This is a genomic window from Frateuria sp. (assembly GCF_013362045.1).
GTDB lineage: Bacteria > Pseudomonadota > Gammaproteobacteria > Xanthomonadales > Rhodanobacteraceae > Frateuria_A.
Map to the genome: position 1 here is coordinate 1 of NZ_JABFWW010000147.1, position 24,014 is coordinate 24,014.

The 24,014-nt window shown below is 68.6% G+C and carries 23 protein-coding genes and 1 riboswitch; of the genes, 6 read left to right on the forward strand and 17 right to left on the reverse strand.

Annotated features, from left to right (window positions below):
• Positions 1-83: 83 nt before the first annotated feature.
• The 16 genes from HOQ08_RS07065 to crcB all read right to left on the reverse strand — a co-directional run bounded on the left by HOQ08_RS07065 (position 84) and on the right by crcB (position 16,984).
• A complete protein-coding gene (locus tag HOQ08_RS07065; RefSeq protein WP_291192722.1) occupies positions 84-1,502 on the reverse strand; it encodes a pitrilysin family protein in 1,419 nt (472 codons plus the stop codon).
• 8 nt (positions 1,503-1,510) lie between these two features.
• Positions 1,511-2,899, reverse strand: a complete 1,389-nt coding sequence (locus tag HOQ08_RS07070) for a pitrilysin family protein (protein ID WP_291192724.1) — start codon at positions 2,897-2,899, stop codon at positions 1,511-1,513.
• Between the two features lie 104 nt (positions 2,900-3,003).
• The gene (locus HOQ08_RS07075) at positions 3,004-4,500 is read right to left on the reverse strand and encodes a lipopolysaccharide biosynthesis protein (protein WP_291192726.1); all 1,497 of its coding nucleotides are present in this window, start codon (positions 4,498-4,500) and stop codon (positions 3,004-3,006) included.
• 366 nt (positions 4,501-4,866) lie between these two features.
• Positions 4,867-5,643 carry a biotin/lipoate A/B protein ligase family protein gene (locus HOQ08_RS07080; RefSeq protein WP_291192728.1) on the reverse strand — a complete coding sequence of 259 codons (777 nt, stop codon included), beginning with the start codon at positions 5,641-5,643 and terminating at the stop codon, positions 4,867-4,869.
• Positions 5,640-5,930 (reverse strand): biotin--protein ligase, encoded by a 291-nt coding sequence (locus HOQ08_RS07085; protein WP_291192730.1) that lies wholly within the window; start codon positions 5,928-5,930, stop codon positions 5,640-5,642. The genes HOQ08_RS07080 and HOQ08_RS07085 overlap by 4 nt, the downstream gene beginning before the upstream one ends.
• 55 nt (positions 5,931-5,985) lie before the next feature.
• The gene (locus HOQ08_RS07090) at positions 5,986-6,402 is read right to left on the reverse strand and encodes a hypothetical protein (RefSeq protein ID WP_291192732.1); all 417 of its coding nucleotides are present in this window, start codon (positions 6,400-6,402) and stop codon (positions 5,986-5,988) included.
• A gap of 289 nt (positions 6,403-6,691) precedes the next feature.
• On the reverse strand, positions 6,692-8,932 hold the full coding sequence (parC, locus tag HOQ08_RS07095) for a DNA topoisomerase IV subunit A (protein WP_291192733.1): 2,241 nt from the start codon (positions 8,930-8,932) through the stop codon (positions 6,692-6,694).
• Between the two features lie 130 nt (positions 8,933-9,062).
• On the reverse strand, positions 9,063-9,440 hold the full coding sequence (locus HOQ08_RS07100) for a hypothetical protein (RefSeq protein ID WP_291192735.1): 378 nt from the start codon (positions 9,438-9,440) through the stop codon (positions 9,063-9,065).
• Positions 9,441-9,562: 122 nt separating this feature from the next.
• Positions 9,563-9,946 (reverse strand): hypothetical protein, encoded by a 384-nt coding sequence (locus HOQ08_RS07105; protein WP_291192737.1) that lies wholly within the window; start codon positions 9,944-9,946, stop codon positions 9,563-9,565.
• 1 nt (position 9,947) lies between these two features.
• Complete coding sequence (locus HOQ08_RS07110) at positions 9,948-10,286, reverse strand: hypothetical protein (protein ID WP_291192739.1); 339 nt, start codon at positions 10,284-10,286, stop codon at positions 9,948-9,950.
• A gap of 14 nt (positions 10,287-10,300) precedes the next feature.
• Positions 10,301-11,233, reverse strand: a complete 933-nt coding sequence (locus HOQ08_RS07115) for a hypothetical protein (RefSeq protein WP_291192741.1) — start codon at positions 11,231-11,233, stop codon at positions 10,301-10,303.
• A gap of 187 nt (positions 11,234-11,420) precedes the next feature.
• Positions 11,421-12,356 (reverse strand): TraB/GumN family protein, encoded by a 936-nt coding sequence (locus tag HOQ08_RS07120; RefSeq protein WP_343203816.1) that lies wholly within the window; start codon positions 12,354-12,356, stop codon positions 11,421-11,423.
• Positions 12,357-12,406: 50 nt separating this feature from the next.
• Positions 12,407-14,752: a winged helix-turn-helix domain-containing protein gene (locus HOQ08_RS07125; protein WP_291192743.1), complete on the reverse strand. Its 2,346-nt coding sequence runs from the start codon at positions 14,750-14,752 to the stop codon at positions 12,407-12,409.
• Positions 14,753-15,076: 324 nt separating this feature from the next.
• Positions 15,077-16,213 (reverse strand): cyclopropane fatty acyl phospholipid synthase, encoded by a 1,137-nt coding sequence (gene cfa / locus HOQ08_RS07130; protein WP_291192763.1) that lies wholly within the window; start codon positions 16,211-16,213, stop codon positions 15,077-15,079.
• A 36-nt stretch (positions 16,214-16,249) separates the two neighbouring features.
• Positions 16,250-16,585 carry a DUF190 domain-containing protein gene (locus tag HOQ08_RS07135; protein ID WP_291192745.1) on the reverse strand — a complete coding sequence of 112 codons (336 nt, stop codon included), beginning with the start codon at positions 16,583-16,585 and terminating at the stop codon, positions 16,250-16,252.
• A 12-nt stretch (positions 16,586-16,597) separates the two neighbouring features.
• Positions 16,598-16,984 carry a fluoride efflux transporter CrcB gene (gene crcB, locus HOQ08_RS07140; RefSeq protein WP_291192747.1) on the reverse strand — a complete coding sequence of 129 codons (387 nt, stop codon included), beginning with the start codon at positions 16,982-16,984 and terminating at the stop codon, positions 16,598-16,600.
• A gap of 70 nt (positions 16,985-17,054) precedes the next feature.
• A riboswitch (Fluoride riboswitch) is annotated at positions 17,055-17,148 on the reverse strand.
• A 160-nt stretch (positions 17,149-17,308) separates the two neighbouring features.
• Between crcB and HOQ08_RS07145 the strand changes: the two genes are divergently transcribed.
• The 4 genes from HOQ08_RS07145 (at position 17,309) to chaB (ending at position 21,906) form a co-directional block, all read left to right on the forward strand.
• The gene (locus tag HOQ08_RS07145; protein WP_291192749.1) at positions 17,309-18,565 is read left to right on the forward strand and encodes a multidrug effflux MFS transporter; all 1,257 of its coding nucleotides are present in this window, start codon (positions 17,309-17,311) and stop codon (positions 18,563-18,565) included.
• Positions 18,566-18,724: 159 nt separating this feature from the next.
• Positions 18,725-20,944 carry a DUF5916 domain-containing protein gene (locus tag HOQ08_RS07150; RefSeq protein ID WP_291192751.1) on the forward strand — a complete coding sequence of 740 codons (2,220 nt, stop codon included), beginning with the start codon at positions 18,725-18,727 and terminating at the stop codon, positions 20,942-20,944.
• Positions 20,945-20,979: 35 nt separating this feature from the next.
• Positions 20,980-21,594, forward strand: a complete 615-nt coding sequence (locus HOQ08_RS07155) for a DNA-3-methyladenine glycosylase (RefSeq protein ID WP_291192753.1) — start codon at positions 20,980-20,982, stop codon at positions 21,592-21,594.
• Positions 21,595-21,678: 84 nt separating this feature from the next.
• Positions 21,679-21,906 carry a putative cation transport regulator ChaB gene (gene chaB / locus HOQ08_RS07160; protein ID WP_291192755.1) on the forward strand — a complete coding sequence of 76 codons (228 nt, stop codon included), beginning with the start codon at positions 21,679-21,681 and terminating at the stop codon, positions 21,904-21,906.
• A gap of 50 nt (positions 21,907-21,956) precedes the next feature.
• Here chaB and HOQ08_RS07165 read toward each other — a convergent pair whose 3' ends face one another.
• Entirely contained in the window at positions 21,957-22,106 is a 150-nt protein-coding gene (locus tag HOQ08_RS07165; protein ID WP_291192757.1) for a hypothetical protein, read from the reverse strand.
• Between the two features lie 331 nt (positions 22,107-22,437).
• On the opposite strand from HOQ08_RS07165, the gene HOQ08_RS07170 reads away from it, so the two are divergent.
• A complete protein-coding gene (locus tag HOQ08_RS07170; RefSeq protein ID WP_291192765.1) occupies positions 22,438-22,899 on the forward strand; it encodes a metallophosphoesterase family protein in 462 nt (153 codons plus the stop codon).
• A 93-nt stretch (positions 22,900-22,992) separates the two neighbouring features.
• A complete protein-coding gene (locus HOQ08_RS07175) occupies positions 22,993-23,865 on the forward strand; it encodes a CPBP family intramembrane glutamic endopeptidase (protein ID WP_291192759.1) in 873 nt (290 codons plus the stop codon).
• Positions 23,866-24,014 lie beyond the last annotated feature (149 nt).

Sequence of the window (24,014 nt, forward strand, 5' to 3'; positions counted from 1 at the left end):
CGGCGCCACGCCGGCCACTTCGCGACCGCCGCGTTCGGATGGCATGCGGCCGCCAGCGATGCCGGCGGCCGCATGCCGCCGGGTCAGGGCTTGAACACCTCGAACGTGCCGAACGGCTTCAGCTGCGCGTCGATCGCCTTGGGGTCGCCTACCACCACGATGCTCTGGTCCTTCGGGGCGAAGTACTTGCGCCCCACGGCCTGCACCTGGTCCGCCGTGACCTTGTTGGCCTCGGCCACATAGCGGCCGAGGAAGTCCGGCGGCAGGCCGTCGACCCAGTAGTTGGCCAGCGTCCAGGTGAGCGCGCCCTGGATCTGGTTGCGCAGCAGGTAGATGCCGCCGACCAGCCGCTTGGCGCCGGTCAGTTCCTCTGCGCTGGGCGCCTGCGTGGCCATGCCGTCGTACAGCTTGGCCAGCTCCGTGAGGGTGGCGCCGGTGACCTCGTTGCGCACGTCGACGCGGGCCAGAGCGCTGCCGCCGGCGCGCTGGGCATTGAACCGCGAGAACGGGCTGTAGGAATAGCCCTTGTCCTCGCGGATGTCCTGCGTGATGCGGCTGGTGAAGCCGCCGCCCAGAATGGTGTCGGCTATGGTCAGCGGGATGAAGTCCGGGTTGCTGGCAGGGATCACCGGACGGCCGTAGCGGATGTTGCTCTGCACGGCGCCCGCGCGCGGCACGATCAATCGCCGCGCCGAAGCCTCGCGCGGGGCGGGGACGGTCTTCGCCAAGGCCTTGCCGGTCGATGCCCAGCCGCCGAACTGTTCACTGGCCAGGTGGAACGCCTGCGTGGCGTCGATGCGGCCGACGATCACCAGCAGGGCACGGCCCGGCTGGAAGCGGGCATCGTGCAGCGCGCGCAAGGTCTGCGGATCGCTGGCCTGCACGCTGGCTTCGTTGAGCGAGTCGCGCGCATACGGGTGGGAGCCGAAGGCGGCGTGGTCGAAGGCGCGTTGCGCCTGCCAGGCCGGACTCGATTCCTGCACCTTCAGTTCCTGCATGGCGTTGGCCTTGGCCAGCGCGACCTCGCTGGCCGGGAAGCTTGGATGCAGCGCCGTGTCGGCGACCAGGGCGAGCAGTTCGGGCGCGTGCGATGCCAGCGCGCTGGCGCGGATGGTGACGGCGTCGGAATCCGCGGCGGCGGCATACTCGCCGCCGATCGAGCGCAGCGCCTCGGCGATCTGGCGCGAGCTGCGAGCGGCGGTGCCCTCGTCGAGCAGGCGCGCCATCATGCGCGAAATCGCCGGGGTCGCTGCGTCGTCCGCGGCGGTTCCGCCCAGCACGGCCAGCGCCACGTTGACCATGGGCAGTCCCTCGCGCGGAACCACCCACACGGTCAGCCCGTTGGGCAGGGTGCGTTGCTGGATCTGCGGGGTGGGCAGCGGCTTTTCCGGGCCGTAGGCCGGCAGGTCCTTCGGCAGCGGCGCGGTGTCGGCCTGGGCGAAACCGGCCAGCGACAGCCCCGCGGCCAGCGCGAGCAACTGGAACGTCTTGTTCGTCTTCATGGCGGTCCTCACTTGGCGGGGGCTGGGTCGGTGGCGGCGGCGGGCGCCGCGACGGGACGGCGCACGACCACGTTGCGGTTGGCGTCGGTGAGATAGGTGCGCGCCACGCGCTTGATGTCGTCGGCGGTCACCGCCTCGATCCAGCCGGGCATCCGGTTGGCGACATTGGCGTCGCCCCACAGGGTCTGCAGCTTGGCCAGCGTGTCGGCGCGGTCGAGGAAGTCTTCCAGGCCGCCGTACCAGTCCGACAGCATCTTGGTCTTCACGCCCGCCAGCGTGGCTTCGTCCACGCCCTGGTCGACGACCTTGGCGATTTCCTGGTCGATCGCACCGAGCACCTGGTCGGGCGTGGCGTTGGGCTTGTACAGGGCGAACAGGCCCAGCAGCGTGGGCCCGGCGTAGTCGCTGCCCGCGCCCAGCGGGAAGTTCACGCCGCCGCGGACGCTGAGCAGCAACTGGCGACCCTTGACCAGGCCCTGGTAGAAGCGCGAGGCGTCGTCGCCCACCAGCAGTTGCGAGAGCACCATCATCGGCACCTGGTCGGCGCTGCCGCGCGGCGGCATCTTCCAGCCGATGGCCAGCGCCGGCACCTTGGCCAGCGCGTCGGTTTCCTCGGCGTGGCGCGGCTTGGTGTTGAGCGGCTCGGAAACGTCGGGGCGCTCCGGCAGCGCGCGTGCGGGGATCTTGCCGAAGTACTGCTGCGCCAGCGTGAAGGCCTGCTCCGGCGTGACGTCGCCGGCGATGCCGAGCACCGCGTTGGCCGGCTGGTAGAAGCTGTCGTGGAAGGCCTTGACGTCTTCGATGCTGGCGTGGTCCAGGTCCTTGAACGAGCCGTAGCCGTCGTGCTTGTTGGCCCACTTGTCGAAGGCGAGGGCGTTGAGGCTGGTCCAGTAGAACAGGCCATAGGGCTGGTTCTTTACGTTGACGCGGATCTCCTCCTTGACCACGTTCTGCTGGTTGGCAAGGTTCTTGGCGCTGAAGTCGAGCGACTTCATGCGGTCGGCTTCCAGCCACAGGATCGGCGCCAGCGCGGAAGAGGGCGCCGAAGCGACGTAGTTGGTGTAATCGGCGCGGGTCGACCCGTTGAAGACGCCGCCGCCGCCCTGGATCACCCGCTCGAAGGTGCCCTTGGGTGCATCCGGGGTGCCCTCGAACATCAGGTGTTCGAACAGATGGGCGAAGCCGGTGCGGTTCTGCGGCTCCAGCCGCATGCCGACGTGGTAGACCATGCTGATGCCCACGGTGGGCGAGCTGTGGTCCTCGGACACCACCACGGTCAGGCCGTTGTCCAGCTTCTTGACGGCGACCGGCAGCTTCCATGTATCGGTGTCGGCGGCCTGTGCAGCCAGGGCCAGGCCCAGTCCCGCCACCAGGGCGGCCATGCGTAAGACGCGCATCTGCTTCTCCTTGTCCATGCAACGGAAAGCCGATCGTGCATGCGGCCGGTGCGCGGAACAAGTGACGCAAGGCGAAGGATGGGGCGGCTCGGGCCCGCGGCAGGTCAGCCGTTGATGCCGATGTGCAGCTCGCCGCCAGGGCTTCTCCGGTTAAGCTCGCCGCCGTCGCGCGGCGGCATGCCGCGGAACGCGCGCAGCGGCAGGTGCTGCCGCGGCGTTGCGTTGATGCCAGGCCGCGCGTGGGTGTACAGCGAAGGAGCGGCGGGGAGCCCTGTCGGTGCTGGGGATCCGGCAAAGGAATGGTGGAAGGCCACCATGCCGATCACCACCAGGGCCGAAGGCGCGAGTTTCGCCAGGAAGGCCGGCAGGCCCTTGCCGAAAATGCGCGAGTACATGACGTAATAGGCGAAGAAGAAGTTGGCATGGAAAGCCACCACCAGCGCCCAGGAAAGCTTGGACAGGTCGCGCTGCAGCACGCCCCAGACGATGGCCGAAACCATCACCGCGGACGAGAACACGCCGTTCACGAACAAGAGGTCGGTACGGTCCATCGCCTGGTAGAAGCTGCCGCTGGTGGAAAGCACGACCTGCACGGGAATGCCGATGGCCAGTATGCGGATGACCGGCACCACGGCGTTCCACTGCGGGCCGAGCAGCCATGCGACGATGTCGCCCGCCAGCAGGTAGATGAACAGGCCGGCCACCGCGCCCATCAGCGAAAGCCGCCACAGGAAATCCCGCTGGATCGCCTCGACCTGCGCCTTGTCGTGCGCGTACTGCTTGACCACCGGCTGGATCGCCGGCGTCATGGCGAAGGTGATGAGCACCAGCGGATAGCGCATCAGGCGATAGGCCTTGTCGTAGATGCCCAGCGGCGCGGTGCCCAGGTACCTGCCCACCAGGATGTTGTCCAGGTTGCGCGAAAAATAGTTGAGGACGTTGAAGCCCAGTTGGTAGCTGGAAAAGGAGAGCAGGGGCCGGATCGCGCGAAAGTGCATCCCCCAGCTCGGACGGCCGAATTGCGTCCTGCCAGAAAAATAATAGGTGGTGGCGAAATTGACTGCGGCGCTGAAGGCGGCTTTCGACGCGAGCGCGTGCAGGGGATCGATCAGCCGCAGCAGCACCAGCGATGCACCCGTGGAAACCAGCTCCGAAGCCACGCCGGCGTTGGCGATGCGGTAGAAGGCCTGGTCGCGCAGCAGCAGGGCCGTGGGCACGATCGAGGCCGCATAGAAAAGCAGCGAGGCGGCCACGTAGGGCACCACTTCGCCTACCCGTGGCAGGCCGTAAAAGGCCTGCCACAGGGGCCGGGCCGCCTCGAACATCAGGGCCAGCGCCATGCCGGTCATCACGGTCAGCCCAAACAGCCCGTTCCTGTCCCGCGGCGACAGCACCCTCAGGTTGATGATCGCCGGGCCCAGGCCCGCTTCGGTCATCAACTGGAAAAACGAGGAGAACACCGCGATGGAGGCGACCGTGCCGAAATCCCGCGGAGTGAACAGGCGGGCCAGTATCACCATCGACAGGAGATTGGCGGCGTACACGCCGGCGCGGCCGAGCATGCTCCGGGCAATGGCAACGTACAGGGACGACGTGCTCATTCACTGGACCTTTGGCGACAATCGCCCTTGATGTCGTGTGCTGCCGCAAGGGCCGGCAGCGGACACCACACCTGCGCCGCTTGCGAACGTCCCGGCCGGGCCGCGGGTGGGTCTTGCCCGGACGGAGTCGCGCAGGGTCCTGCGGTTGCGAGGGTGTGGCGGCCGGGGAAAACCGCGCCCACACCTTTTGCGCCTCGACGCTTAGCCGCTACTTACCGCTGCCATGGCGTGAGTCGCCGCGGTTCACCTTGCAGTCGGGTGGGCGCTATCGCGCATGGCCCCGAGTCTGCCCGACCGAAGTTTCAGCAGGTCGCATGCTTGCGGCCGGGCTGGACACTGATGGAAGGCCGGGTTTTCGCCCACACGTCAGGGGACGTCGGCGGTCCAGGCTGCGGTGGAGAATTTTTCCCGGGCGAGGGTTTCGGCCTGCGCCAGTTCGTCGGCGCGCAGCGTGTCGTCGGCCAAGCCATGCAGGCGACGGAAGGTGGCGATCATGTGCTCGATGATCGCCGCGCGCGAAAGGCCGGTCTGGCTGCGCAGCGGATCGACGCGCTTGCCCGCGCTCTGCGTGCCCTTGTCCGAGAGCTTTTCACGGCCGATGCGCAGCACCTCGAGCATCTTGGCCGCATCGATGTCATAGGCCATGGTGACGTGGTGCAGCACGGCGCCGCCGCGGTGGGCCTGCGCCGCGCCGGCGATCTTGCCGCCTTCGGACGTGATGTCGTTGAGCGGCTGGTACCAGGCCTTGATGCCCAGTTCGCCCAGCGCTTCCAGGGTCCAGGCATCCATCCAGGCATAGGCCTGCTGGAAGCTCATGTCCTTGATCAGCGAGAGCGGCGCGCAGATCGACCAGGTGATGGTGTTGCCCGGTTCGATGAACATGGCGCCGCCGCCGGAGACGCGCCGCACCACTTCGATGCCGTGGCGCCGTGCAGCCTCGGCATCGACCTCGTTGCGCAGCGACTGGAAGCGCCCGATCACCACCGCGGGCGCCGCCCATTCCCAGATGCGCAGCGTCGGCGGGCGATGGCCGGCGCCGACCGCGTGGGTCAGCACCTCGTCCAGCGCCATGTGCAGTGCGGGCGATTGCGGGGCCGTGTGGACCAGGCGCCAGTCGTGGTCGCGCCAGCGCGTGCGGGTCATGCGTGGGCTCCCTGGTCGATCGCGCGGCGGACCGCGATGGCGATGGCCTCCGGCGAGATGCCGTACATCATCACGCCCGGCGCGAGCCGGGCACGCACCGCCGCGGCGAGGACGTGCTCCTCGGCGCCGGCGCCGTGGCCTTCCAGCGCGGCATCGATCGCGTGCAGCGCATCGTCTGGTTCCAGGAAGAAGTCGCCGCTGACCTGGACGTTGGCCAGGCAGCCGTTCTCGATGCCCAGGTCGACCACGATCAGCTTGCCGCCCGGCATCTTGTATTCACCGTGCATGGGTTTCCGTTCGCTGCATGCCGGAACGGAAGGCTAGCGCAGCGTGGCCCTCGCGTCAGTGGCCGCGGCCGTGGAAGTGGCCGCTGCCCGCGCCGATCGAGAGGCTGACGCCGCCGCCGGGGTGCCCGCAGCTGCCGAAAGCCTTGCTCAGGTTGACCGTGCCGCGCTGGTAGCTGCCATCGACGTGGTTGCCGCTCATCACGCCCATGCCCACGCTGCCGTGCACCTGCGGCTGGTTGTAGGTGGCGTCGTCGCAGTCGGGCGTGGCCGCCTCGTCGTCGGCCGCGGTATGGCCGCTGGTGTCGCCGTAATAGACGCCGGGGGCGCTGGCGGGCTTGGGGGCGGTCGACGCTGCGGCAGGCAGGTCGCTCGGCGGGAGCTTGAGGTTGAGCGGCTTGCCGGAGGTCTGCGCCCAGGCTGGCAGGACCAGCAGGCTGGCGAGGAGGATGCTTGGGGCGAGCTTGGGACGCATGGGGAATCCGGTGGCGCGATGCTTTGGCAACGCATGGCGCGTGATGGCGTGTACCGGGCTTGGAGTGGGCAGGGGGAAGAAAGTTCTCGGAAGCGATCGGAGCAGCTTCGCTTTGCAGGGGCGGCGCGGCAAGACTGGCTCCTCACCCGACCCTCTCCCCGGCGCGGAGAGGGAGCAAAGCCCGCGGAGGTGTAGCTCTTCTTCCTCTCCCCGCGCCGGAGAGAAGGAGGAAAGGTCGCGGAGGTGCGGCTCTTCTTCCTCTACCCGCCGGAGAGAGAGAGCAAGCACGTCAGCCGGTGGTCTCGATGCGTTCGACGCGGCGCAGGCCACGCGGCAGCAGGCCGCCGCGGGTGGCGCGGTTGCCGCCGTATTCGACCAGGTCGTTCCAGCGCAGGGTGAGCTTGCGCTGGCCGGCGTAGAGCGTGACCTCGCCCTTGCCTTCGGCCACCACGGCGACGCCGACCACGCGTTCCTCGCCGCTGGCGAGCCTGGCCTTGGGCACCTCGATCAGCTTGTTGCCCTTGCCCTTGTCCAGTTCCGGCAGTTCGGCGACGGAGAACATCAGCAGGTGGCCTTCGGTGGTGACCACCACGATGCGGTCGCGCGCCGGATCGGCGCTGGCCTGCGGCGCGAGGATCCTGGAACCCTCGGTGAGGCTGATGATCTGCTTGCCCGCCTTGTTGCGCCCGGTGAGGGCCTCGAAGCGGGTGACGAAGCCGTAGCCGAAGTCGGTGGCGAGGATCAGCCGCGCGTCGTTGTCGCCGGCGGCGAGCGCATCGAAGCTGGCGCCCGCCGGGGGACTGAAGCGGCCGGTCAGCGGCTCGCCGTTGCCGCGCGCCGAGGGCAGCGTGTGCGCGGGCGTGGAGTAGCTGCGGCCGGTGGAGTCGATCACCGCGACCTGCTGCGTGGTGCGCGCCTTCACCGCCGCGAGCAGGCCGTCGCCCTCGCGGTAGTTGAGGCCTTCGGCGTCGACGTCGTGGCCCTTGGCGGCGCGGATCCAGCCCTTCTGGCTCAGCACCACGGTGACCGGCTCGCTGGCGACCAGCGCGCTCTCGTCCAGCGCCTGCGCCACTTCGCGCTCGATGAGCGGCGAGCGGCGCGCGTCGCCGTACTTGGCCGCATCGGCGCGCAGCTCCTCCTTGATCAGGCCCTTGAGCTTGGCCGGGGATTTCAGCAGCACGTTGATGCGGGCGCGCTCCTCCTCCAGCTGGTTGCGCTCGGCCTCGATCTTCATCTCCTCCAGTCGCGCGAGCTGGCGCAGCTTGGTCTCGAGGATGTAGTCGGCCTGTTCTTCGGACAGCTTGAAACGCTTCATCAGCACCGGCTTGGGCTCGTCCTCCGAGCGCACGATGCGGATCACCTCGTCCAGGTTGAGGTAGGCGATGTGCAGGCCTTCGAGCAGGTGCAGGCGCCGTTCGACCTTGCCCAGGCGATGGGTGAGGCGGCGTGTGACCGTGTCGGTGCGGAAGCTCAGCCATTCGGTGAGGATCTTCTTGAGGTCCTTCACCTGCGGCCGGCCGTCCAGGCCGATCATGTTGAGGTTGACGCGAAAGCTCTTTTCCAGGTCCGTGGTGGCGAACAGGTGCTGCATCACTTCGGCCGCGTCCACGCGGTTGGAGCGCGGCACCACCACCAGGCGGATCGGGTTCTCGTGGTCGGACTCGTCGCGCAGGTCCTCCACCATCGGCAGCTTCTTGGCGCGCATCTGCGCGGCGATCTGCTCGAGGATCTTCGACGGGCTGACCTGGTGCGGCAGCGCGGTGATGACGATGTTGCCGTCCTCCACCTGGTACACCGCACGGGCGCGCAGCGAGCCGGTGCCGGTCTGGTAGATCGACAGCAGCTCCTTGCGCGGGGTGATGATTTCCGCGGCGGTCGGGTAGTCCGGCGCGGGGACGTGCTGCGCCAGGTCGGCGACGGTGGCGTCCGGGTTGTCGATCAGGTGGATGCAGGCGGCCACCACCTCGCGCAGGTTGTGCGGCGGGATGTCGGTGGCCATGCCCACGGCGATGCCCATCGAGCCATTGAGCAGCACGTGCGGCACGCGCGCGGGCAGCCAGGAAGGCTCCTCCAGCGTGCCGTCGAAGTTGGGCACCCAGTCGACCGTGCCGTGCGCCAGCTCGCCCAGCAGCGCCTCGGCGATGGGGCTGAGCTTGCTCTCGGTGTAGCGCATCGCCGCGAAGCTCTTCGGATCGTCGGGCGAGCCGAAGTTGCCCTGGCCGTCGACCAGCGGGTAGCGATAGGAGAACGGCTGCGCCATCAGCACCATCGCCTCGTAGCACGAGGTGTCGCCGTGCGGATGGAACTTGCCGATCACGTCGCCGATGGTGCGCGCGGATTTCTTCGGCTTGGCCGTCGCGGCCAGGCCCAGTTCGCTCATCGCGTAGACGATGCGCCGCTGCACGGGTTTCAGGCCGTCGCCCACGAAGGGCAGCGCGCGGTCCAGCACCACGTACATCGAATAGTCGAGGTAGGCCCGCTCGGCGTATTCCTTGAGCGGGATCTGTTCGAAATTGGCTTGCAGGTTCATGCGGGGGGCTTTCTGGCGCAGGTAACCGGCCGATGGTGCCAGATTGGACCCGGGCGGGACAGCGCAGCCGCCGGTCCCTCGGCGGCGCAGGCAGGGGCGGATCTGCTTTGGCGGGCGGGCCAGCGGCCTGCTAGAAGAAAGACAGGCTGTCGATCTGGCCGCCGGAATCCTCGCTGCACACGATCTGCATGGTGTTGGTCCGGCGCGCGAATTTCAGCGGTACGCGGACGAATGCATCCTTGCCATCGTCCTGGACCATGTAGGGAGCGCCATGCGACTGATAGGCGCCGTCCTCATGGAGCATCCCTTCCCAGTTGAGCTTGAGCGTGTCGGGCGAAAACATCGAATCCATGATGGGGCCCAGTTGCCGGTTGGCATTCACGTAGTCGCGCGCCGTGAGGCTGTCGGCAAGCCCGGGTGCCCGGCCGATGCACTTTTCGCCGAGCGATGAGGCGTGGCTGGCGCCGCACGCCAGGCAGGCGAGGGCGAAGACGAGGGGTCTGTACATCAGTGCCTCCAGTAGAGGGCAACGTGGGATCGGCCGGCCGCGGCTGACTGCGCCGTCCGGCGGTTGCCCGGTTTCCCATGTGAGCCCGGACGCCGTCATTTGCGGCGGGCGAAGGTAGTTCGCTACAGCAGCGAGAATTCGGCGATGGCGCCGCCTTCCTTCGGGCTGCAGGTAAAGGTCGCGGTGGTTTCGCCGTGGTCGAACCGGAGCGGCAGCCGCACCGTGGTGGTGTGGTCGCCGTTGGCGGTGGTTTCGGCGCTGTCGTGCGAGCGGTATGGGCCCCAGTTCTGCTCGATCAGGGCGTCCCACATCGGTTCCATCTGCCGCGAGTTCGCAACCAGCTGCGCGTCCAGGTTGCGCCGGGCACCGTCATGGTCATGGCGGGCCAACGCCTCGATCGTCGCGACGGCCTTGGCTGCGCAGTTGGCGGGCACCGCCTGCGCATGGGCAATGGAGGCCAGGGCAAGCGGGGCGAGCAACGGCAGCGTGAATCGGTAAGCGTTCATTTCATGGATATCCCTGGACGATGGGGTACTTTCGGTTGGAGATGCTGGCGAGCGCTGCGCCGTCGCGGACGCGGTCCGCGACCATGGGCTGGGCGAGTGCGATGGCCTTTCCGAACGCGGCGTCGATTGCGGGCACGCGATCGGCCAAGTCCGGCGAGCAGGTGCCATGGTGGGTGGGCGCAGGATTGGCCGGGACGCTCGGTCCGGAAGTGAGGTCCGTGGCGCGATGCACGCGGTAGGGCGCCGCCGTGGGAACGCAGGCGGCATGGACCTGCGGCGCCCATGGCGCGATCCAGGCGAAGGCCAGCCATGCCATCGCATGCGCGAATCCGTTCTGCATGATGGTGGACTCCCTTACGCGCGGTCGGGGGTGAAGGTCCAGCGGATCGTCATCGTGGCGGGGATGCCGCCCGCCGTCACCTGGCGCGTCTGCTGGCCGCTCTGCGGCCCCTTGCCGGACCAGTGCAGGTCGTCCAGCGTCACATCGGGGATGGTGACCTTCGCCGTGTCCGTCTTGCCGTCGGAATCCCGGGTCTGCTCGTCCACGCTCAGGCCGGGCAGCATGAGCTTCAGCATCCGGGTGTCGCCGTTCCAGTTGGCACGCGCCTCGGGCAGGTCAAGCATGCCCTTGGTCGTACAGTCCTCGCGCCCTTCACCGTGGCGCTCCTTCGACCCGGTGACGTAGTCGCTGTAGCCCTCGCCCGCATCGATGGTGCGGTAGCGCGAAGACCCTTGTGTGACGGCATGCAGGGAACATCGGGGTTTCCGGGGGTCCAACGCCCAGCCGCCGATGTCGTGGCGGCTGAACTGGGCCTTCGTTTTCCTGGCTTCGTCGAGCATTCCGGGATGGTTGCGCTTCATGTCGGCCGACATCTTCGTGATCGCCGCGGTCATGCAGGCCTCGTCGTCGCCGCAGGTATTCACCGCCTCTTCGATCGCCGGCCCCATGACCTGGCGGGCGGGGGCGGTCTGGTCGATCAGCTGCTGGGCGTTTTCCACGCGGCCCACGGTACCCTGCGTGCCGGCCAGGTGCAGGGTGCCGTCCAGGCGCTGGTGGACGGTGTCATCGGAGTAGGTGCCGGCCTTGGCGTTTCCCTTGTGGGTGTGCCCGGCAATGTCGATGGTATAGACCAGCGTGGCGTGGCTGCCCCTGGAGCTGTATGGCGGAGCGTCGCCCGCCGCGCCCGGCGGCGACAGGACCAGGCCGATGGCTGCGACGAAGCCGGCGGCGATGGAGCGGCTGTGTCGCGGCGGGGCGATGCGAAGTTGAGCGTATGGGTGGGGCATGTCCGTAGGCCTGGCTGCGTTGGAAGGGCGTCCGCGGATTGCGGCGAGGGCCGTATCGCAGCCGATCGCGCCGGCGCATGCTTGATGCCCCTCTTAGGGTCTCGTTACGGATTCTTACTTTCCCGTCCGGTCAAGCACTTGGGTGGCGGGCATGCCCGCAAGCCCCACGGTCCCCCGGGAAGAAGCCCTACAGCCGTTGTGAGCCGATGCCATGCTTGGCCAGCTGCGCCTGCACGCTGTCCGGCCCGGCCAGGTGGGCGGCGCCGACGGCGATGAAGACGGTGCCGGGCTGTTGCAGCATGGCGGCGATGCGCTTGGCCCACGCTTCGTTGCGTTCGACCAGCAGGCGCTGGTAGAGCTGCGGCTCCTCGCGGCGCATCAGGTCGTTTTCCAGGCGGGCGAGGGCCGCCTCGTCGCCGTTCTTCCAGGCCTCGATGATCGCCCGCAGATCGACCACGGCGCGGTCGGTGTCGCGCAGGGTGGAGCGCAGCAGGGCCAGTTGCATGGCCTGCGGCATGTCGGCGAGGAAGCGGATCTGTTGCTCGGCGGTCTCCAGCCCGTGCACCGGCTTGCCGGCCTTCGCCATCGTCGCGCGCAGTTGCCTGTCCACGCCCTCGGTCGGATCCAGCCCGGCCTTGGCCAGCGGCGCCATGGCAAGGGTGAGCGCGGCCAGCCATGGCCGCATGACGTTGAGCGCGGCCGCGCCGCCGGGTACGTCGGCCAGGCGAGCCGCGCGATCGAGCCGCCCGCGATCGAACGGCGTAAGCAGGCTGTCGAGCGGGTGCGCCATGTCCATCCCGAAGCGCAGCACCAGCGCCGTCATGTTGGCCTGGTCGTCGTCGGTGATCTCCACGTACAACGCCTGGCTGCCCGCCAGCGCCTTGTCCAGTTCGGCAAAGTGCCAGCCGGTGTCGTGCGGCAGCAGGTGCACGGTGCCGAACAGGTAGATCGTGGTGTCGGCGTCCCTGACTGCCCACAGGGCCGGATGGGCCGCTGAAGGCATGGCGAAGAAAGCGAGCAGCAGCGCCACCACCAGTCCGCGCAGCCAGACCATTGGCCCAGGCCGCTTGGAACCGGGAAATACCCAGCGTACGGCAAGTGTGAGCGACGATAGGGGTTTCATGTGGGCTCTGCGTGGCGGCGGTTTTGTCCGCTGGGAATGCTACTGCCTGGTCATGGCGAAGCCAGGGGGGCTTCCAAGGGAGCGGCCGCGAGCGCGGCCAGGGCTTCCGTGCGCAAGGCGGTCAGGCGCGCTGCGGCGCGAGTGCGGTTGGTGTCGTTGCCCTGCTGCGCCATCCATCGGTCGTACAGGCGCAGTACGTCTGCGCTGGCGGAAGTGTCGGGATCAAAGCCAGCCAGTGCGATCGCGGCGTCAGCCGCGCTGTGATCGCGCAAGGCGATGACCAACCCGATGTAATGCAGGTTGTCGCCTGTCGGATCGTTGGGACGAGGCCCCGTGGCTGCAGCGCTTAGCGCGCTCTGTGCCTGCGGGCCGCGGCCCGCGGCGGAGGCGGCCATGGCGTGGATCAGCATGCGCTCGTAGGCGTAATCACCGGGTTGTTTCTGAGCGTCGATCAAGGCGTCCGTATCATGCTGGATCGCTGCCAGGGCGCCCGGTTCGGCAAGCAGCGCCGAGGAAGCCTCGCTCAGGCGGACTGCGAGCCACAACGCGGGATCCTGCGCCCGATCCACCAATGCCGCCGCCTTGCGGCAATCCGCCAGCGATCCGGCTGGGTCTCCCTCGTACCAGCCACTTCCCGCACGCAGCATCCATACCAAGGCTTGCCATACGGAATTGTTCTGTTGTTTGGCGGTTGCCAGCAACTCGCTGGCAATGGGTTCCACCTTGGAACTCAAGCCGGCGTTGAGCAGAGCAATGGCCAGGTTGTCACCGGCGGCGAAGGTCAGCCAGGGGTCGGCGCCCAGCGAGCGACGGTAGCTATTTGCAAACAGTCGTATCGCCTCGCCGTTCTTCCCCTCGCGGGCAAGCATCAATGCGAGATTGTAGGCATCCGCCCGTGCGTCGCGTTCGTTGCCGATCGCCTCGCTCGCGGCAAGCGCCGCGCGGTCGGCCGCCTCGGTCGCCGTTACGTTTCCCTCGGCCTCGCCAATAAAGGCTTCGCTGTTGTGAAGGTCGGCGATCCGGTTTAGCAGCTGATTCTTGTCGATCAGGCTGCGGGCCAGGGACAGCTTTTCACGGGCCAGAGGCAACCGGTGCAGCCGAGCAGCCACATTGACCGATTTGAGCGCTACGGTGACACCGATGTTTGCGTCGTGTCCGGCGAGCGGGACGGCACGTTCCAGCAGCTTCAGCGCATCTTCGTAGTGGTGGCGGTTCATGGCCAGCTGCGCCAGCTGGACCAGGCTGCCGGCGGCCATCAGATCGTCACCATCGGCATGCGCCGCAGTCAGCACCTCCTGTAGGGTCCGCCCGGCCTGGTCGGGCTCGCCGGTAGCCACCTGAGCTTCGCCAAGCCGGAAGCGGGCGGGCAGGAAGGTCGGTGCGCTCTGCGCGGAGAGGAGGAAATAGGGCTTGGCCTGCATCCAGCGGCCGCGCATCGCCTCGTCCAGCCCGCGCGCGAACGTCTCGGCCAGATAGGCGTCTGTGGGCCGGGCGCCTTCGACCTGCGCCGTAGCGTCGAGCCGCAGCGCACGACGAATGCGCGCGATCGCCTCGATGCCGAGCGTTCCGGGCTGCTCTCCCGTGACCACGACGTCGCTTGGGGCAGCGAGTTTTCCGGGATCGAGGTGCAGGTCCAGCTCATAAAGCTTGTCGGCAAGCTTGCGCAGGCGGCTGTCGATGACGATGTCGGCGTGCGTGACGAAACGCGCATGCTGGGCGCGATCGCGGCCGGCCGGTGGCGTGTAATCCCAAACATGCGCCACCTGGAGGGCATCGATAACGTTGATGCTCCGGACCTGCCCCAGGAGGCTGGTCATCAGGCCAGGCAGGCCGTGGGAGACCCAGTCGAGCGTCGGATCACCGGTGGCATTGATGGTGGGCAACATAGCAAGCCGTGGCGGGGCCGGTACAGGCGGTGCCTTGCTGACCGGAACGAACCAGAACGCAAGCGCGCCGAGTGCGAGCAGCACCGCAATGCTGCTGGCGAAATATGTCCAGCGCGACCGATGCGCGGTGATCGGCGCGGCCGCCGGGGCGGCTGGGACGTCCGGGACCGGGAAATCTTCGGAACTGGCCGCTGTTGCTGGCGCCGGCGCTACGGCGGCCACCCACTGCAGCCCCCGGCCGTACACGGTGCGGATCACGGCCTGTCGCTCGCCGTCGTCGTCGAGTGCGCGCCGCGCCTTGTAGAGCAGCTGGCTGAGCGCGGCGTCGGTGATCGGCCGATGGCCCCACAGGGTGGCGATCACTTCCTGCTTGGCGACGGCGCGGTCGCGGTTTTCGACCAGCAGCAGGATCAGGTCGAACACCTTGGCCTCGAGATCGACCGGCTGTCCTTCGCGCAGCAGCCGCCGGGCGGCGGGTACGATCGTGTACTCGCCGCTTTGCCATGCCACCCGGGTTGGCCCCTCTCCCAACATCGCTGCTGCATCCCTTCTTGTCGCGGTCCCCCGGCGGAGATTTACCACAGTCACGTGGCTTTCAGTGCGGCCGCGGTTCCGGTCGGGCGCGTCCGGGCGAGCATGTCCCAGGTCGGCGGTGGGCCCCGGGTGGCGCCTCTCCGCATTCAGGCCAGACGGGCTGCCGCTACCGGCGCCAAGGCGCGCATCGCCGATCGATCGGGTTGCCGGTTCCCGCACGGCACGGATGAGCCCGCTGCGCCAGGCGCATGGCGCAGGCCGAGACGGAAGCCGCGGCGGACGGCGCCAGGAGCGGTGTTCCTACCGCGGCACGCGGCAGCCGCCGGGCACGCCGCGCGGACTCAGGGTGAGCTGCCAGAGCTGGTCGCGGCGGCTGCGGAAGACCGCGGCGGAGACCGACAGGTAGTAGTGCCACATGCGGCGGAAGCGCTCGTCGTAGTGGTGCGCAAGCGCGGGCCAGGCGGCGTCGAAGTTGGCGCGCCAGGCGGTCAGCGTGCGGTCGTAGTCGGCGCCGAAGTTGTGCCAGTCCTCCACCACGAACAGGCCTTCCAGTGCCGCGGCGGTCTGGCTCATCGCCGGGATCATCGAGTTGGGGAAGATGTACCTCTCGATCCACGGATCCGGCCGCGAGGGTGCGCCGTTGCTGCCGATGCAATGCAACAGAAAGAGTCCGCCGCCATCGGGCCCGTCATCGCGCAGGCAGCGGCGCGCCGTCTCGAAATAGCTCCGGTAGTTGAGCGCGCCGACGTGCTCGAACATGCCGATCGACATGATCGCGTCGAAGGGTTCGTCCAGCTCGTGGTAGTCCTGCAGGCGGATCTGCACCGGCAGCCCTGCGCACAGTGCCTGCGCGTAGGCGGCCTGTTCCTGCGAGACCGTGATGCCGACGCCTTCCACGCCGTAGTTCTGCGCCGCGTACTTGAGCGCCTCGCCCCAGCCGCAGCCGATGTCGAGCACGCGCTGGCCGGGTCGCAGGCGCAGCTTGCGGCAGATCAGGTCGAGCTTGGCGACCTGGGCGTCGTCGAGGTTTTCAGCGCCGGCCCAATAGCCGCAGGAATACACCAGCCGCTCGCCGAGCATGGCCTGGAACAGGTCGTTGCCCAGGTCGTAGTGCGCCCGGCCGATCTCGTAGGCATGCTCGCCGCGCTGCAGGTTGATGAAGCGGGCCTTCAGGTGTGCGATCAGCGTGTCGAGGGTGCGCAGCTCCTCGTCGATCTGCGCGCGCAGCAGGCGGGTGAACAGGCCGGGCAGGTCGTCGCTGTCCCACCAGCCGTCCATATAGGCCTCGCCCAGGCCCAGCGAACCGTGCGCGAACACGCGTGCGTACAGGCGCTCGTCGTGCACGCACAGATCGCAGGGCGGCCCGTCGCCGAGGCGGATGCCGGCCAGCGCAAGCAGGTCGGCGGCACGGCGCTTCAGGGACTGCTGCTGACGCATCGGCATTCCAGCGCTCCTGTCAGGCGGCGGCGCGCTTCACTTCGCGCCGAGAACTCCAAAGCGTATGGCCGAGGTTGCATAGACCACGTCGACACCTTCGCCGCGCACGTGGGCGATGAAGGCATTGGCCTGCTCGGGCCGGAGCAGGAATTCCACTTTCACCGGCAGGTTGTCCGCCAGTTCGAAGAACGCCTCCTCATGCAGTACGCCGTGGCGGCCGAAGCCTGCCGTGGCGCGGAACACCGAGCCGCCGCCGAATCCCAGGCGCCGGGCCTGGTCCAGCAGCCATTCGGACAGCAGCTTGCCGTCGTGGCGCGCACGCAGGTGGGCGTAGAAGCAAAGCTGCACGCCGTCGATCGTCGTTTCGCTCATGGGTGCTCCTCGTCAGGGGCGCAGCAGGCCGCGCGTGAGCGCGATGCCCAGCAGGGTCAGGCTGACCGATCCGGCCAGGTGCACCAGCAGGTGCCCACCGAACCACAGGTACTGCTCGCGCAGCAGCAGGGTGGAGGACTCGGCCGAAAAGGTGGAGAACGTGGTGAGGCCGCCGAGGAACCCGGTGAACACGAACAGGCGCAGTTCCGGCGGCAGCGCCTGGAAGTGGTCCCACACGCCCATCGCGCAGCCCATCAGCAGGCCGCCGATCAGGTTGGCCGCGAGCGTGCCCGGAGGCAGGGTGGGAAAGAGATGGTTGAGCAGGTTGCCCAGCAGCCAGCGCAGCCAGCAGCCGATGGCACCGCCAAAACCGATCGCAAGAAATCCGGTGTAGCCCACGAGAGCGCTCCTCAAAGACCAAGTGGTCGGACGTCCGCGCTACGGGCACACGCCCGCACCCGGAACGGTCCGGTGTGCAGGCATCATCAACCCCGTCGCCATTGCCATCGGTCGGGGTGGTTCGTTCCGTCGGGAACGGGAGGCATGCCATCTCCCGGGAGGGATGCTAGCGGATGGGCAGGGGACAGCCAACCGGTGGCGCCGTGGCACGCAGTCGTGCGGGGAGCCTGCCTGCCGGCCCTGGGCATCGGCGCGGAATGCCGTGGCACGCGGGTGCCTCCCGCACCCGTGGCATCCTCGCCGCCGCTGCCCGACACCCTCTCCATGACCACGATGCATCCCCCCATCCGGCGCAGCCTGCCGTGGTTGCTCGCCGGGCTGTCGATGATCGGTCCGTTCTCGATCGATGCGGTGTTTCCCGCCTTTCCGCTGGTCGGCCTGGCCTTCGGCGTGGATACGGTGGCGTTGCAGCAACTGCTCAGCGTGTACCTGGTGACGTACGCGGCGATGAGCCTGTTCCATGGCGCGATCTCCGATGCGGTCGGGCGCAAGCCGGTGATCGTGGCGGGCATGCTGGGCTATGCGCTGGCGTCGGTGGGCGCAGCGCTGTCGGTGTCCTTCGCCATGCTGCTGGTATGCCGCGGCGTGCAGGGCGCCTGCGCCGGCGCGGGCCTGGTGGTGGGGCGCGCGATCATCCGCGACAGCCTGGAAGGGGAGGCGGCGCAGCGGCTGATGTCGCGCGTGATGATGATCTTCTCGGTAGCGCCGGTGATCGCGCCGATGGTGGGCGCGCAACTGCTCGGGCTGGACGGCTGGCACGGGATCTTCTGGGTGCTGACGGGCTTCACCGCGTTGCTCGCGGCGCTGCTGGTAGTGCTGCTGGAGGAGACCCACCCGGCCGAGCGGCGCAGCCGCTTCGCGCTCAAGCCGCTGCTGGGCAGTTACCTGACTTTCGCCCGTGACCGGCCGCTGTGGCCGCTGCTGGTGTCGCTCTCGGTCAATTTCGCCGGACTGTTCCTGTACATCGCATCGGCTCCCCACATCGTGCGCGGACTGTTGCATCTGTCGGCGCAAGGTTTTCCGTGGCTGTTCGTGCCGGTGGTGGCGGGGCTGGTGGGCGGCTCGTGGCTGTCCGGCCGACTGGCCGGGCGGCGCGGCGTGGTGTTCACGGTGAACCTGGGCTATGCGGCGCTGCTGCTGGCCTGCGCGTTGCACCTGGTGCTGGCGCTGGCCCTGCCGCAGCCGCGGCTGCCCTGGTCGATCCTGCCGCTGGTGCTGCATGGCGTGGGCGTGCAGCTGGCCTTCCCCACGCTGACCCTGCTGCTGCTGGACCGCTTTCCGCGCCATCGCGGTGGCGTTGCGTCGGTGCAGGCGTTCACCAGCCTGATGTTGAGCAGCGTGGTGGCGGGCGTGCTCTCGCCGCTGCTGTCGGTGGACATGCTGCATCTGGCGCTGGGCGCCAGCGTGCTGACGCTGGTTGGGCTGGTGGCGTGGCTGGACTATCACCGCTCGACCCGGCATCCGCGCCAGCCGCCGCCGCGGGACACGGCCTTGCAGGCGCAGATCGCCGAGCCGCGGTGAACTGAAGCGCCAGGCTGTCCGCGGACACGCCCGCTGGCGTGACTTTCGCCAGTCGGCCGCAGCTGGGGAGCCGCCTATGCTGCCATCCGTCCCCCGCCTTCCACGCCACCGATGTCTTTTCCCGCCCGTCGCCCCCTCCTGCCCCGTGGCCATCGCGCCGTGCGCGCCCTGGCCGCATCGCTCGCCCTGCTGGCCCTGCCGGCGATGGCGGTCGACGTGGATGGCCACATCGATCCGCTGGAGTGGCAGGGCGCCATGCACATCACCGATTTCCGCAAGACCCAGCCGCTCAACGGCGAGCCGGGCAGCCTGCCGACCGAGGCCTGGGTGCTGTCCACGCCCGAGGGCCTGGCGATCGCCTTCCGCTGCATCCAGCCGCCGGGCGTGCCGCGCACGCACCAGCGCATCCGCCGCGACGAGCAGGCGCAGGTCGACCGCGTGAACCTGATGGTGGATTTCGACGGCGACGGGCGCACCGGCTACAACTTCATGGTCACCCTCAGCAACGACATCAACGATGCGGTGCTGACCCAGCAGAAGGAGTTCAACACCGACTGGGACGGCAACTGGAAGCACGCCGTCAGCGAGGATGCGCAAGGCTGGAGCGTGGAGATGCTGATCCCCTGGTACATCGCGCCGATGCGCGGCGCCGTCGACGGGCAGCGCACCATCGGCCTGTACCTGGACCGCGTGATCGGCTCGACCGGCGAGCGCGATGCCTGGCCGGTGGCGAGCTTCAACAAGCCGCGCTTCCTCTCCGACTTCCGCCCGGTGACGCTGCCGGCCTATACGCAGTCGCTGTTCGCGGTGACGCCGTACGTGGTCGGCCTGCACGACCAGGTGCACGGCGACAACCGCTTCAAGGGCGGTGCCGACATCCTCTGGAAGCCCAACGGCCAGACTCAACTGACCGCCACCGTCAACCCCGATTTCGGCCAGGTCGAGAGCGACGACCTGGTGGTGAACTTCGGCGCCGAGGAAACCTTCTTCACCGACAAGCGGCCGTTCTTCACCGAGAACCAGGGCATCTTCGACTTTGGCCTGCTGATCGACCACAGCCAGCTGATTTACACCCGCCGCGTGGGCGGAGCGGCGGACGACGGCAACGGCGCCGGCGACGTGACCGGGGCGCTCAAGCTCAACGGCAGCGTGGGCGCCACGCGCTACGGCGTGCTGGCGGCGCAGGAAAGCGGCGATGCCGGCCGCAGCTTCTCGGCGCTGCGGCTCATCCATGATTTCGGCACGCAGACGCTGGGCATGCTCGCCACCCGCGTCGAGCGCCCGTGGCTCGACCGCGACGCCGACGTGCTGGGCATCGATCATCGCTGGCAGCCCAACGCGCAGCTCACCGTCACCAGCAACGCGGTCGGCAGCGTCATCGACCAGCACGGCCGCGCCGTGCGCGGCATCGGCGCCACCTCGGTGGTCGAGTACGAGATGAACGAGCGCTGGAGCCAGCAGTGGCTGGGCATGCATTTCGACGACAAGCTCGACCTCAACGACTTCGGCTACCTGCCGCGCAACAGCCTCAACTACGCGCACTGGGAGCTGCGCCGCCGTTTCGCCGAACTGCCGGCCCAGTCGCGCTACGCCTCGCACCTGTGGCGCTGGCGCATCATCGGCATCGACAACGACCACGGCCTGCCGCTGGAGCGGCAGTTCCGCGTGATCCGCGAAAGCCAGTTGCGCGACGGCGGCGAGGAGGACTGGCAGCTCAACCTGGACGCCGCCGCGCACGACGACCTGCTCACCCGCGGCCACGGCGCGCTGCGCACGCGGCCGAGCGCCCTGCTGGACTGGCTGCGCAAGAGCCCGCGCAAGGGCGACTGGGCGTGGAAGTCGGAGGTGACGCTCAAGGGCAGCGACCGCGTGGGCCTGCACCGCATCGGCTACGAGGCGATGTTCCAGCCGACCTACTTCATCAACGACGCCTTCAGCGTGTTCAGCGGCGTGGACTACCAGTTCAGCCCCGACTGGCTGATCTGGCAGCACGACAACCTGGTCGGCAGCTTCGATGGCCATTCGGTGCTGCTCGATGCGGGCGTCAACTGGAACATCGGCAACCGCCAGGAGCTGCGCGTGAGGCTGCAGGCGCTGGGGCTGGATGCGCGCCTGCTGCAGGCCTACCGGGTCACTGGCGACATGCGCGCGATGCCCGTGGGCGATCCGGTGTCCGACTTCAGCGTGCGCCAGCTGGGCTTCCAGATCCGCTACCGCTACGAGCTGGCGCCGCTGTCCGACCTGTACGTGGTGTACGGCCGCGGCGGCTACGCGCTCGACCCGCGCTTCGAGGAGGCCGGCAGCCAGTTCGGCCGTGCCTTCGACCTGCGTGACAGCGAGCAGCTGCTGGTCAAGCTCGCCTATCGCTTCGAGCTTTGACGGATGCCGGCTCGGCGGCGCGGCATGCTGTGCGGATGACGCCCGACTTCATCGCCTCGTTGCTGGGCCATTCCGCCGTCGTGCTGCCGCGGGACTTCTATCGCCGCGATCCGCGCGAGGTGGCGCCGACGCTGCTCAACAAGGTGCTGCTCGGTGCCGACGGGCGCAGCGGGCGCATCGTCGAGACCGAAGCCTACGTCGGCGCGATCGACCCGGCCGCGCATTCCTGGCGCGGGCGTACCGCGCGCAACGCGACCATGTTCGGTCCGCCGGGGCTGCTGTATGTCTATTTCACCTACGGCATGCACTGGTGCTGCAACCCGGTGTGCGGCGAGGAGGGCGAGGGCGTGGCCGTGCTGCTGCGCGCGCTGGCGCCGCTGACCGGCCTGTCCGCCATGCGCGCGGCGCGGCCGGCCTGTCGCCACGACCGCGACCTGTGCCGCGGCCCCGCGCGGCTGTGCCAGGCGATGGGCATCGCCGGTGCGCAGGACGGCATCGACCTGGTCGAGGGTATGGCTGGCTACACCCTGGTGGACGATGGCATGCCGCCGCCGGCCAAGCCTGGCCTCTCCCCGCGCATCGGCATCACCCGCGCGGCTGCGGAACCCTGGCGATGGTTCGTGGCGGGCGACCGGCACGTGTCGCGCTAGCTGGCCGCGTTCGCCTGCAAGGGGTTTGACGCGAGCTTGATGCGGCGGGGTGGACGGTGCGGTGGATCTCCAGGAGGCCCCGCCATGCCCTACAAATCCACCCGCGACCTGCCCGGCTCCGTGCGCGACAACCTGCCCGAGCACGCGCAGCAGATCTTCAAGGAAGCATTCAACAGCGCCTGGGACGAATACGCCTCACCCGACAAGCGCCGCGGCGACGAATCGCGCGAGGAAGTGTCGTTCAAGGTCGCCTGGTCGGCAGTGAAGAACGAGTACGAGAAGGGCAAGGACGACAAGTGGCACGCGAAGTAGCCGGGAGCCGATCCGTTGCTGGAAGCGTGTCGCCGGCGGACACAGCCAGCTCAGCCAACGGCATGCACCGCCACTGCGGACGTGTGGGCGCCCGCGAGGGCCGTCGGCGCCGGCAGGATCAGCATCGAGCTCATCACGCCCAGGCAGAGCACCAGGCAGGCAGCGAACAGGCAGTTCAGCATCAGGGTTTCGAATTTCATGGCGGTTCTCCGTTGGGTGGAAGGGTCTTTGCGTGTTGGATGGCACGATGCGTGCCAAAGGTTTGAACGCCCGCCAAGCCGCATGGTTGCGCCATTTCCTTTGGCCCTGCCTGCCGTGCCGATGCTGTCCGCGGACGGTGCGCGTCCGTCCGGACAGGTGCGGACGGAACAATCGCGCAGGTTCGGCTCGCGGTGCCGACGCCGCGAATTTTCCCCCGTATGGATGGCTGCGCGATGACGCGTGGATTCAAGCGCCATGACGGCGCGGTCGCATACCGCGCGCTAGCCTGCCTGCGTCCCGCCTTTGCCCTGCCATGGAGATGCCTTGCCGATGATCCGTGTTGGCCTGATCGCCGATACCCACGGCCTGTTGCGGCCGGCCGCCGTCGATTTCCTGCGCGGCTGCGAGCGGATCATCCATGCCGGCGACATCGGCAGCGCGGCGTTGCTGGAGCACCTGCGCGAACTGGCTCCGGTGGTTGCCGTGCGCGGCAACAACGACCTTGGCGTGGAGTTGGCCGGCTTGCCGGAAACCGCCGAACTGCAGATCGGCCAGATGCGCCTGTACGTACTCCATGACCTCAAGCAACTGGCGATCGACCCGCGGGCGGCCGGCGTGGACATCGTGATTTCCGGGCACTCGCACCGGCCGCTGGTGGATGAGCGCGAGGGCGTGCTCTACGTCAACCCCGGCAGCGCCGGGCGGCGCCGGTTCAAGCTGCCGATCGGCGTGGGCGAGCTGCTGATCGACGGGCGCGAGGTGATGCCGCGGGTGGTGGAGCTGGACGGCTAGGCGTCCGTTCCTCCGGCGGGTGCTGACCAGCCGCACTTGCGCCAGCGTGTGCGGCTGGCTTATGCATGGCGCTCCATCAAGGGGAAGCGAGCCATGGCGCGCACCGGATCGTCCTCGGGCATCGGCCTGTTCCTGCTGCTCACGTTCGCATTGAGCTGCGTGTTCTATGCGCTGGTCATCGCCACCGGCCACCTCGGCGGGGCGATGGGCATGTACGTGACCGGGCTGATGTGGTGCCCCGGCATCGCCGCCCTGCTGACCTGCCGGTTGCGCGGCGAAGGGCCGGGCCGGCTCGGCTGGCGCTGGGGCGCGTGGCGCTGGCCGTGGCTGGCCTATCTGGTGCCGCTCGGCTACGCCGCGGTGGCCTATGCGATCGTCTGGGGCGCCGGATTGGGCGGCTTCGGCAATCCGCAGTTCCTCGGCAAGATCGGCCACGCGCTCGGCTTCGGTGGCGCGCCGGCGTGGCTGAACACGGCGGTGTACTTCGTGCTGCTCGGCAGCGTGGGCATGGTGCGCAGCCTGTCCACCGCGCTGGGCGAGGAGATCGGCTGGCGCGGCTTCCTTGCGCCGGCGCTGGTGGCGCGGCTGGGCTTCACCGGCGGCGCGCTGGTCACCGGCGCTATCTGGGCGGCCTGGCACCTGCCGATCCTGCTGTTCGCCGACTACAACGCCGGCACGCCGTGGTGGTTCGCGATGCCGTGCTTCGTGGTGCTGGTGCTGTCCAGCAGCGTGCTGTTGACCTGGCTGCGTCTGCGTTCGGGCAGCCTGTGGCCCTGCGCGGTGATGCATGCCAGCCACAACCTGTTCATCCAGGCCTTCTTCACCCCGATCACCGAGCCGCGCGGCAACATCACGCCCTACGCCATCGACGAGTTCGGCTTCGTGGTGCCGCTGGTGATGGTGGCCGTGGCGGTAGTGTTCTGGCTGAAGCGGGATGCGGTGCGCGACGACGCGGCGACGGCGTAAGGGCGTATGCACATGTCTTGCGCGAGCCCTGCGCCGCGGCGCACGCACGTGGGCATCTACCACCTGTGGAGCCGCTGGCTGACGCCGCTGTTCCAGTCCGAGCGCTAGGCCTAGGCGCGGGTGCGCGATCGGGTCTTTCATCCGCTCTC